The following is an 8,809-nucleotide window of genomic DNA, read 5'->3' on the forward strand; positions in this document are numbered from 1 at the left end:
TAGGTCGGTGGTCTGGCTCGCCCCCTCGCCCCCTCGCTGCGTTGCGGCTGGGGGTGCCCCCATCTCAGGGCGTACCGCTCCGCATCGCCGCCAGACGGATCGGCTGCTGCGACGGCCCCCTCGGGGCAAGATGAACACATGCGGATCGGAATTCTCACCGGCGGTGGCGACTGTCCTGGACTCAACGCCGTCATCCGGGCAGTGGTACGCACCTGCGACGCCCGCTACGGGTCGTCGGTGGTCGGATTCCAGGACGGCTGGCGCGGGCTCTTGGAGAACCGGCGTGTGCAGCTGGCCAACGATGACCGTAATGACCGGCTGCTGGCCAAGGGCGGAACGATGCTGGGCACTGCCCGCGTGCACCCTGACAAGCTGCGGGCCGGGCTGGAACAGATCATGCAGACCTTGGATGACAACGGCATCGACGTGCTCATCCCGATCGGCGGCGAAGGTACGCTGACCGCTGCGCACTGGCTCTCCGAAGAGAACGTGCCCGTCGTTGGTGTGCCGAAGACCATCGACAACGACATCGATTGCACGGACGTGACTTTCGGTCACGACACCGCGCTGACGGTGGCCACCGACGCCATCGACCGATTGCACAGCACCGCCGAATCGCACCAGCGGGTGATGCTGGTCGAGGTGATGGGCAGACACGCCGGCTGGATCGCGCTCAACGCCGGGCTGGCATCCGGCGCGCACATGACGCTGATCCCCGAGCAGCCCTTCGACATCGACGAGGTCTGCCGATTGGTCAAGCGGCGTTTCCAGCGCGGCGACTCACACTTCATTTGCGTGGTCGCCGAAGGCGCCAAACCGGCTGAAGGCTCGATGACGCTGCGCCAGGGCGGCATCGACGAGTTCGGCCATGAGCGATTCACCGGCGTGGCCGACCAGTTGGCCGCCGAGGTGGAGAAGCGCATCAACAAAGAAGTCCGGGTGACCGTGCTTGGCCACGTCCAGCGCGGCGGTACGCCGACTGCCTATGACCGGGTACTGGCCACCCGTTTCGGGGTCAATGCAGCCGACGCCGCGCACGCCGCTGAATACGGACAGATGGTGTCGCTGCGGGGTCAGGACATCGGCCGGGTGCCGCTGGCAGAAGCGGTGCGCCAGCTCAAACTGGTACCGCAGAGCCGCTACGACGACGCCGCCGCCTTCTTCGGCTAGGCCTGCCCCGCGCCGACGCCTCCGGCGGCCAATTAGGATCGAACGCATGACCGCTGCTGCCAAGGCGCCCGGCGCGGAGTTGCTCGACTACGACGACGTCATCGCGCGCTACGACCCGGTGCTCGGCCTGGAAGTGCACGTCGAGCTGTCCACCGCCACCAAGATGTTCTGTGGCTGCGCGACCGCGTTCGGTGCCGAGCCCAACACTCAGGTGTGCCCGGTGTGTCTGGGCCTGCCGGGTTCGTTACCGGTGCTCAACGAGGCGGCGGTCGAATCGGCGATCCGGATCGGGCTGGCGTTGAACTGCGAGATCGTGCCGTGGTGCCGGTTCGCCCGCAAGAACTACTTCTACCCGGACATGCCGAAGAACTACCAGATCTCGCAGTATGACGAGCCGATCGCCGTCAACGGCTATCTGGAGGTGCCCCTGGAGGACGGCACCAGCTGGCGAGTCGAGATCGAACGCGCGCACATGGAGGAGGACACCGGCAAGCTCACCCACCTGGGCAGCGAGACCGGCCGCATTCATGGCGCGACGATGTCGCTGATCGACTACAACCGCGCGGGTGTGCCGCTGATCGAGATCGTCACCAAGCCCATCGTGGAGACCGGTGAGCGCGCGCCGCAGATCGCGCGGGCCTATGTGACCGCGCTACGAGATCTGTTGCGCGCGTTGGGTGTCTCCGATGTCCGGATGGATCAGGGCTCGATGCGTTGTGACGCCAACGTGTCGCTCAAGCCGACTGGCGCTACCGAGTTCGGCATCCGCAGCGAGACCAAGAACGTCAACTCGCTCAAGAGCGTCGAGGTCGCCGTTCGGTACGAAATGCAACGGCAAGGCGCCGTTTTGACGTCAGGAGGACGGGTTACGCAGGAGACCCGCCACTTCCAGGAGTCCGGGTACACCAGTCCGGGCCGGACCAAGGAAACCGCCGAGGACTACCGCTATTTCCCCGAGCCGGACCTGGAGCCGGTCGCGCCCAGCCGCGAGTTGGTCGACCGATTGCGCCAGACCATCCCGCAGCTACCGTGGCTGCGGCGCAAGGAAATTCAGCAAGAGTGGGGTGTTTCCGACGAGGTGATGCGCGATCTCGTCAACGCCGGCGCAGTCGAGTTGGTCACTGCCACTATCGAGCACGGCGCGTCCAGTAAGGAAGCCCGCGCCTGGTGGGGCAACTTCCTGGTGCAAAAAGCCAACGAGGGCGGCCTCGAACTCGACGAACTGCCGATCACGCCGAAGCAAGTCGCCGGTGTGGTGGCGTTGGTCGATGAGGGCAAGCTGTCCAACAAGCTGGCCCGCCAAGTTGTCGAGGGCGTGCTCGCCGGGGAAGGCGAGCCCGAACAGGTGATGACGGCGCGCGGACTGGCCGTGGTGCGCGACGATTCGTTGATCCAGTCCGCGGTCGACGAGGCGTTGGCCGCCAATCCCGATGTGGCGGAGAAGATTCGCGGTGGCAAGGTGCAGGCGGCCGGCGCGATCGTCGGCGCGGTCATGAAGGCCACTAAGGGCCAGGCCGACGCGGCGCGGGTGCGCGAGCTGGTGCTCAAAGCCTGCAGTTAGCACGATCGGCCCCCTCCCGAACGAGGGGGCCGATCGCTCCTAGCTTCTGCGCGAGGGCTCAAAGCCCTGGTCAAGCCACAAAAACCCGACTGCGAACATCGGCGCCGGCCGCCAATCCTGTACTCAGAACAGGCTCCCCAGGCTCCCCAGACCATCCGTCAGCAGTGCGCTGAAGTCGCTGGACGACCGGTGAGGGCTGACAGATCGCCGTCGAGCCCGGTAGTCAGGGTGCTCAACAGATCATCGAGTGAGCCGCCGGTGTCCATGGCTGTAGCTGGGAAGCTAAAGCCGAGTGCGTTCGCGATGCCTTGGTCCAGCTCTATCGAGGAACCAATGGGCCCGACCGCGTGTCCCGTGAGGGCGACGGGAAGACCGCTCACGGTAGCGCTAACGCCGTTGAGCAGCGAGCTGTCGACGCTGGGCGGCAAAGTGCCCGTCGTTTGACGCTGCCGCTGTGACATAGATCACGCTGTACATGTGCACAATAGGCCTGAGCAAAGGCTAATAAAACCCTGAATTCAGGGCAAGCATTGGCTAAGACAATCGAGTCCCGTGAAACAGCGTTGGGCGCTTTAGCAGTGCCCGTCAGGCAGTTCCGGTCAACGGTCGGCATAAGGCGTAGGTGCTGATCTGAGCGGCTGTGGGTTGGGCTGGTCGAATCCCGACCGGGGCATGTCGTACGCGCCTACGATGGGTTTTGTCGGGGAAGCCGTGACAACAGAACGGTGTGATCGCGACGTGTGCTGATTGGGGTACCCATCGAAGCGGCGATAACGTCGTGCCGCCCAGTACCTCGATGTCTGCGCCCCTTTGGCGGCCCCTATGACCGACGCACTGATGCTGCGCTCCGACGCCGTGCGGCAGCGATTCACCGTCGTCGGCGTCGTCCAGGGAGTAGGTTTTCGCCCTTTCGTCCACCGGATCGCCACCGAACTCGGGTTGGCGGGATTCGTCGGCAACGATTCCGGTGCGGTGTTCATCGAAGTTCAGGGACCGATCGCCCGCATTGACGAGTTCGGGCGTCGGCTGTCCGCCGAGGCGCCGCCACTGGCCCGGATCAACACGGTATCCATTGCCGACGTCGAAGCGAACGCACTCGGCGGTAACGGCTTTCGCATCGTCGAAAGCCAGGCGGCGCCCGGGGCCACCTCGCCGATTCCGCCCGACATCGCGGTCTGCGACGACTGCATCACCGAACTGTTCAACCCGCGGGACCGCCGTTACCGGCATCCGTTCATCACGTGCACCAACTGCGGCCCGCGGTTCACGATCATTCGAGCCTTGCCGTACGACCGCCCGACCACCACCATGTCGACTTTCGCGATGTGTGAGCGGTGCGCTGGCGAGTATCACGACCCGGCCAACCGCCGCTTCCACGCCCAGCCGATCGCCTGCCCGGACTGCGGGCCATCGCTGTGGTTCTCCTCCGGAACCGATCGGGTCGATGGCGCCGATGCGGCGCTGGCCGCAACGCAACGGGCGTTGGCCGCCGGGGCTGTCGTCGCGATCAAGGGTATCGGCGGTTATCACCTGGCCTGCGTTGTTCATGACCAGGCGGCGGTAACCGCGCTGCGCAGCCGTAAGGCGCGCGGCGCCAAGCCGTTCGCGATGCTGGTGCGCGATCTCGGCGTTGCCCGCCGCTACGCGCACATCGACGATGCCGAGGCCGCCGTGCTCACCAGCCCCGCCCGGCCGATCGTGTTGCTGCGCCGACGCGCCGATGCGCCGGTCGCCGACGCCGTCGCACCGGGCAGCCCACTGCTGGGTTTGATGCTGCCGTATTCGCCGATCCATCACCTGCTGCTCGCGCCCGTTCCCGGTGCCGACCCCACGGTGCCCGACGCGCTGGTGCTGACCAGTGCCAACCGCTCCGACGAGCCCATCTGCTTCACCGAAGACGATGCCGGGTCTCGTCTTTCGGCACTGTGCGACGCGGTGCTCGACCACAACCGGCCGATCCACGTGCCGTGTGACGACTCGGTGGTCCGCGTCATCGATGGCCGGGAATTACCGATCCGCCGTTCCCGTGGCTACGCACCGCTGCCTATCGACCTCGGTCGCGACGGGCCGGCGGTCCTGGCCGTCGGCGGCGAACTCAAGAACACGTTCTGTCTCACCGACGGATCGCGCGCCTACATGTCCGGCCACATCGGCGACATGGAAACGCTGGAGACGCTTCGGGCGTTTGAGCGAGCGGTCACCCAGCTCAGTGAAATTCGGCACCGGCCAGTGCGATTGGCCGCGGACCTGCACCCCGCATATCAGACCCGCGATTGGGCCGAGCGGCATGCCGATGACCGGCCGTTGGATCTCGTCCAGCACCACCATGCCCACGTGGCCTCGCTGCTGGCCGAACACGGTCGGCTGGGCGAACCGATCGTCGGGGTGTCCTTCGACGGCACGGGTTATGGCTGCGACGAAACGATCTGGGGCGGCGAGATTCTCGCTGTCGGGCCGGACAGCCACCGATTCGTCCGGGTCGGGCACCTGTTACCGGTGCCGCTGCCCGGCGGCGATGCCGCAGTGCGCAACCCGTGGCGGATGGCCCTGTCCCAGTTGTGGATGGCCGGCATCGACTGGACTCTGGATTTGGCCCCGGTGGTCGCGGCCTCATCTGCTGAATTGCGGCTTATCCGTTCGCAATTAGAGAGCAATACCGGCTGTGTGGCGTGTTCGAGCATGGGTCGGCTGTTCGACGCCGTCGCCTCGCTGCTCGGGGTGCGGCACCGCATCGACTATGAGGGTCAGGCTGCCATCGAACTTGAGGCGCTGGCCGATTCGGCCGATGACGCCCGGGCTTGTTTACGGATGGACGTGCGCACCGACGGGGTGATCGACCCGACCGGCATGGTCCGGGCAATGGTGTCGGCGCTGCGCGACGGCGTCCAACCGGTGGTGCTGGCCGCGGGCTTCCATCATGCCGTTGCTGACGCGGTCTCGGAGGTGGTCAGCCTGGTTGCCGGCGAGGTGCGGATGGTGGGCCTCACCGGCGGGGTGTTCCAGAACGTGCTGCTGCTGCGGCAATGCCGACAACGGCTGCAGCAGAAGGGGTTCGAAGTGTTGACACACCACGCTGTTCCACCCAACGACGGGGGATTGGCGCTGGGTCAGGCCGCGGTTTCGGTACTGGCCGCGCTTGACGAAGAACGAGGGCGAGCGAAGAAGGGGGAGTGTGATCGGTGGGTAACGATGTGACGACCACCGCGATCGACCGTGGGCTGGACGCCGACTTGGCCGCCGATCTGGCAGCCACCTCGTTCACGTTGGCCAGACGCTTCGCGGCGGGCGCCACAATGTGGTCGATCGCGCCGGGGTGGGAGCCGCACGCGCTGCATATCGCGGTCGAGTTCATCCACCCGGTGATCGTGGGGAAGCGGGCGTTGCCGGCCGTAGCGATCACCGGACCCGATGTGGTCGACGTGGTGCGGGTGTCGGTGCGGCCCGGCGACATCGTGGTGGCCGTCTCCGGCGTCGACGACCCCGAAGTGCGATCGGTGATGCACCGGAGCCGGGCGTGGGGCGTCACGACCGTCTGGATCGGCAGTGGCGAGCGGCCCAAACCCGGGATGGCAGACCACGTTTTGTGGCTGGACGACCCCGACCCCAGAGTCCCTGCGACAGGTGGATTCGTGTTGTTCTACCACCTGCTGTGGGAGCTCACCCACGTCTGCTTCGAGCACCCGGGATTGTTGAAACAGGGTTTAAACGAAGGTGAAGCGTGCACCGAAGACGTCTGTATCACCTGCAGCGACGAAGGTCGCCTGGGAGAGGTGCTTACCGCGACGGCCGATGGAATGGCCACGGTACGCACCGCCCGCGGCGTCGAAACGGTGGCGACCACACTGGTCGACCCGGTCGCCGCCGGGGAACTGCTACTGGTGCACGCCGGGACGGCGATCAGCCGCGTCGAGCAGGAGGAGCGGCGCTCATGACCCGCGCCGGCGACGAGCCCACGAACTTCCTCTATCCGTTCATCGACGCGCAGGAAGACGATCCCAAATCGCTACTCGCCGACCTGGCTGCCTCGGCGCAGGCCAAGGCCGCCGAAAGTCTGGCGCTGCGCCGCTCGACGCTGGAGGCCAACACCGAACTGATCGGACGCGCCGCCTCCGAGATGGCGCGTCGGTTCAGCAGCGGGGGACGGCTGTTTACCTTCGGCAACGGCGGAAGTTGCACCGACTGCACCACTTTGGCGCGGCTGTTCGCGCAGCCGCCGGTCGGTAGCCCCTTGCCGGCCTGGTCGTTGACCGCCGATCAGGCCATCATCACCGCGCTCGGCAACGACGTTGGATTCGAGCTGGTGTTCGCCCGACAGTTGATCGCCCGCGGAAAAGCCGGCGACATCGCGACCGCGATGTCGACCAGCGGCAGCTCGCCCAACTTGATGGCCGCCCTCAAGGAGGCGCGCCATCGCGGCATGTACACCATCGGCTTCGCCGGATACGAGGGCGGCGCGTTCGCGAAAAGCCCGGATGTCGACGCTTGCTTCGTGGTTCGTTCGCAGAGTGTGCACAGGATTCAGGAATCCCAAGCGCTGCTTGGCTATCAGCTGTGGCTGGCAGTGCACGACCAGATGGCTAACCAGCCAGTGGAGGCCTCATGAGCAAGTCGTCAGGCGAATACTTGGCCTCGGGGCCCCGTTTCGGCGAGGGTGACGTGATCGAACGGATCGAGTCATTCCGCCGACGTCGCCCCCGATTGCTCGACGATCACGTGACGCTGGCGCACGGCGCCGGTGGTAAAGCATCGGCCGCCTTGGTGGATGCGGTCTTCATCGAGGCGTTCCGCAATCCGCTGCTGGAGTCCCTTGGTGACGGAGCGGTGATCAACTTGCCCGGCGGTGAGCGGCTGGTGATGTCCACTGATTCATTCGTTGTGCAGCCCAGGCGTTTTCCCGGCGGCTCAGTCGGTGAACTGGCGGTGCACGGCACCGCTAACGATCTGGCGGTGGCCGGTGCCGTGCCGCAATGGATCTCGGCCGCCTTTATTCTCGAAGAGGGCTTTCCGATCGCCGAGTTGAAGGAGATCGTCGCCGACATGGCGGCAGCGGCCGCGGCATGCGGTGCACAGATCGTGACCGGTGACACCAAAGTCGTGCCGAATGGCGCGGCCGACGGCCTGTTCATTACGACCGCCGGTGTGGGCGTGATCCCTGTGGGTCGCCAGTTGTCGCCAGCATCGGTGCGGCCGGGCGACAAGCTGCTGTTGTCGGGGTCGATGGGCGATCACGGGATGGCGGTGATGCTGGCCCGTGGTGACCTGGCCATCGAGGCCGACATTCATTCCGACACAGCCGCGGTGAGCCCGCTAGTGGAGTTGCTGCTGTCGGCCGCGCCGTCGACGCGCTGGCTGCGTGACCCGACCCGCGGCGGTGTCGGCACCGTATGCAACGAACTGGCCCAGGCTTGTGGTCTGGGGGTGTTGCTGGAAGAGGATCGCCTCCCGGTGCACCCGATGGTGAGCGGCGCGTGCGAACTACTCGGTATCGACCCGCTTTACGTCGCCAACGAGGGCAAGTTCATCGCCGTCGTCGCGCCGGATGAAGCTGAAGCCGGTCTGGCGGCGCTGCGGTCGCATCCGTTGGGCGTGGAGGCCACCGAAGTCGGGCAGATCGTCGCCGAACCCGCCGAAACCGTCGTATTGCGAACAGGGTTCGGCGGTTCCCGGATTGTCGACATGCTTGTCGGCGACCCGCTGCCGAGGATTTGCTGAGCAGGCTTGACTAACGAGAGGCTTGACTAAAGAGAGGAGAGTCAGCGCACATGTGTCTTGGAATCCCGGGGCGGATCGTCGAGATCACCGACGCCGAAAACTACCTGGCCAAGGTCGATGTCAGTGGTGTGCAGCGCACCATCTCGGTGCGGCTGCTGGAGAACGAGATGCCCGAACCCGACGACTGGGTGCTGGTGCACGTCGGCTTCGCGATGGCCAAGATCGACGAGACCGAAGCATTGCTCACCTTGGCGGCCGTCAAGAAGCTCGGCGACGCCTACACCAGTGAAATGGACGCTTTCGACTCCTCGGCGATCGTCTGACCAGGAAGGTACCGACATGAAATTCGTTGACGAATTCCGTGAC

The 8,809-nt window shown here is 65.8% G+C and carries 7 protein-coding genes; all 7 read left to right on the forward strand.

The annotated features are described in order from the left end of the window. Positions 1 to 138: 138 nt before the first annotated feature. The 7 genes from VNW74_RS29270 to VNW74_RS29300 all read left to right on the forward strand — a co-directional run bounded on the left by VNW74_RS29270 (position 139) and on the right by VNW74_RS29300 (position 8,766). Positions 139 to 1,170, forward strand: coding sequence for an ATP-dependent 6-phosphofructokinase (locus tag VNW74_RS29270; protein WP_325683423.1), 1,032 nt, complete (start codon positions 139 to 141; stop codon positions 1,168 to 1,170). Positions 1,171 to 1,216: 46 nt separating this feature from the next. Further along, positions 1,217 to 2,731 carry an Asp-tRNA(Asn)/Glu-tRNA(Gln) amidotransferase subunit GatB gene (gene gatB / locus VNW74_RS29275; RefSeq protein WP_325683425.1) on the forward strand — a complete coding sequence of 505 codons (1,515 nt, stop codon included), beginning with the start codon at positions 1,217 to 1,219 and terminating at the stop codon, positions 2,729 to 2,731. 822 nt (positions 2,732 to 3,553) lie between these two features. Beyond that, positions 3,554 to 5,926 (forward strand): carbamoyltransferase HypF, encoded by a 2,373-nt coding sequence (gene hypF / locus VNW74_RS29280; RefSeq protein WP_325683427.1) that lies wholly within the window; start codon positions 3,554 to 3,556, stop codon positions 5,924 to 5,926. Then, positions 5,923 to 6,663, forward strand: a complete 741-nt coding sequence (locus VNW74_RS29285; RefSeq protein WP_325683435.1) for a HypC/HybG/HupF family hydrogenase formation chaperone — start codon at positions 5,923 to 5,925, stop codon at positions 6,661 to 6,663. The genes hypF and VNW74_RS29285 overlap by 4 nt, the downstream gene beginning before the upstream one ends. Further along, positions 6,660 to 7,334 carry an SIS domain-containing protein gene (locus VNW74_RS29290; protein ID WP_325683429.1) on the forward strand — a complete coding sequence of 225 codons (675 nt, stop codon included), beginning with the start codon at positions 6,660 to 6,662 and terminating at the stop codon, positions 7,332 to 7,334. The genes VNW74_RS29285 and VNW74_RS29290 overlap by 4 nt, the downstream gene beginning before the upstream one ends. Continuing rightward, on the forward strand, positions 7,331 to 8,443 hold the full coding sequence (hypE, locus tag VNW74_RS29295) for a hydrogenase expression/formation protein HypE (protein ID WP_325683431.1): 1,113 nt from the start codon (positions 7,331 to 7,333) through the stop codon (positions 8,441 to 8,443). Before VNW74_RS29290 ends, hypE begins: the two co-directional genes overlap by 4 nt. Before the next feature lie 50 nt (positions 8,444 to 8,493). Further along, positions 8,494 to 8,766, forward strand: a complete 273-nt coding sequence (locus VNW74_RS29300; RefSeq protein ID WP_325683433.1) for a HypC/HybG/HupF family hydrogenase formation chaperone — start codon at positions 8,494 to 8,496, stop codon at positions 8,764 to 8,766. The last annotated feature ends 43 nt before the right edge of the window (positions 8,767 to 8,809 follow it).

Origin of the sequence: Mycobacterium sp. (assembly GCF_035570115.1) — a bacterium.
Lineage (GTDB): Bacteria > Actinomycetota > Actinomycetes > Mycobacteriales > Mycobacteriaceae > Mycobacterium.